The sequence below is a fragment of the Kitasatospora sp. NPDC093558 genome, assembly GCF_040683475.1.
Classification (GTDB): domain Bacteria; phylum Actinomycetota; class Actinomycetes; order Streptomycetales; family Streptomycetaceae; genus Kitasatospora.
This window is the reverse complement of record NZ_JBFBDY010001143.1, coordinates 1-1,461: the sequence shown is the minus strand read 5'-3', so window position 1 is coordinate 1,461 and position 1,461 is coordinate 1. Positions and strand designations below refer to the sequence as shown.

Here is a 1,461-nt window from a genome sequence, read left to right as displayed (position 1 = left end):
GGGTCAGTTCGCCGGCCTCCAGGGCCTCGCGCACGATCGCCGCCAGCACGGCGGGGGTGCGCGACGCGGCCGGGACGGTCTCCTGCGGCGCGTGGTAGCCGGGGACGGGCGAGCCGTAGACGAGGGTGAACTCCTCGGGGTGGGCGAAGGACCAGCTGCGCAGTGCGCGCGTCACGGCGAGGAGGCGCGCGCCGGCCGGCTCCTTCGCGTCGCGGGCGGCCCGGTCGGCGTTCTCCATCGCCGCCCCGGAGGCGTTGTAGGCGTCGAGGATCAGCGCGGTCAGCAGGTCGTCCCGGTGCGGGTACACGGCCTGGACGTCCGCGAGGGCCAGCCCGGCACCGGCGGCGACGGCGTCCAGGGTCAGCCCTGCGGCGCCGAGCTCCCCGAGCAGACGGCGGGCGACGGCCTTGGCAGTGACGGCGTGTGATGCGGAATCAACCATGGCCGCACCCTACCCGGCGGTCACCTTCCCGAAGACGGGCGGGTCGCGGATGGGGCGGGGGCACCGGCACGGGCGCGTTCCGGCCGCATTGTTCATCGGCACTCCTGAGCAGCGGCGGGGCCGATCACCGCCCGTCGACCGCCGGATCCCCTGGGCGGCAGGGCCTGACATCACGTGGCGCGGGACTGTTTGCGGTAGTGGTCGAGGATGTCCTGGCGGAGGAGGTGGGCGAAGCCTGCGCCTTCGAGGCGTAGGGCCAGTTGGGGGGTTGTCAGGCCCAGGGCGGTGGCGGTGTTCGCCAGGTGCCAGTCGTGGGCGGCCAGGCGGGTGAGGAGGTGGCCTCGGCGGACTTGGGCTTCGGAGAGGCGGAAGGTCTTGAGGTAGGCGAGGCGGCCGGTGTCGTCGGTGATGGCCTCGCCGATGTGGTTCTCCTGCTTGGGGCGGAAGTCGGGGAGGAAGCGGGAGAGGGTGAAGCGGGACATCCGGTAGACGGCCTGGGCCCGGTAGTCGGCGTCGAGGAGGCCGCCGGCCATGGCCGTGGTGTGGAAGCGCGCCCAGGCGTGCTCCTGGTCGTCGACGGCGGTGCGCAGGTCGGCGAGGGAGCGGATGGAGGTCGTGCACAGGTCGGCCCGGAAGTCGGGGACGGGGGCGGCGTAGGTGGCGTAGTGGTGGACGAGTTCGCCGTACAGGTCGAGGAGGAGGCTGCGGTGCAGGGCGCGGTAGTCGTCCGGGTGCGGCAGCACGAAGGCGGCGGCGAGGGCGTCGGCGACGTACACGGCGACGCCGCACTGGCCGGGGTGGATCTCGAACACCCGTAGGGCGTCGGCGAGTCCGCGCACCTGGTCGCCGCTGTAGGCCTCCTCGGCGCGCGGTGACAGGCCGCGCCGCAGGGCCTGCTGGGACCACTGCTCCCACGCGATGGTCGGTCCGCCGAAGTGCAGGGCCAGGTAGCCCTCCAGGGCGAGGTGCAGGGGCAGGAAGCGCAGCCGGGTGCGGCTCTCGCGCTTGGCCATCCGCCG

At 73.8% G+C, this 1,461-nt stretch carries 2 protein-coding genes; both read right to left on the bottom strand.

Annotated elements, in window-relative coordinates; all coding sequences use genetic code 11:
- Positions 1-442: TetR-like C-terminal domain-containing protein (locus AB0O00_RS39225; protein WP_363659449.1), on the bottom strand; the 442-nt coding region annotated here is incomplete at its 3' end.
- 170 nt (positions 443-612) lie between these two features.
- The coding region (locus AB0O00_RS39220) for a hypothetical protein (RefSeq protein ID WP_363659448.1) at positions 613-1,461 on the bottom strand (849 nt) is incomplete at its 5' end.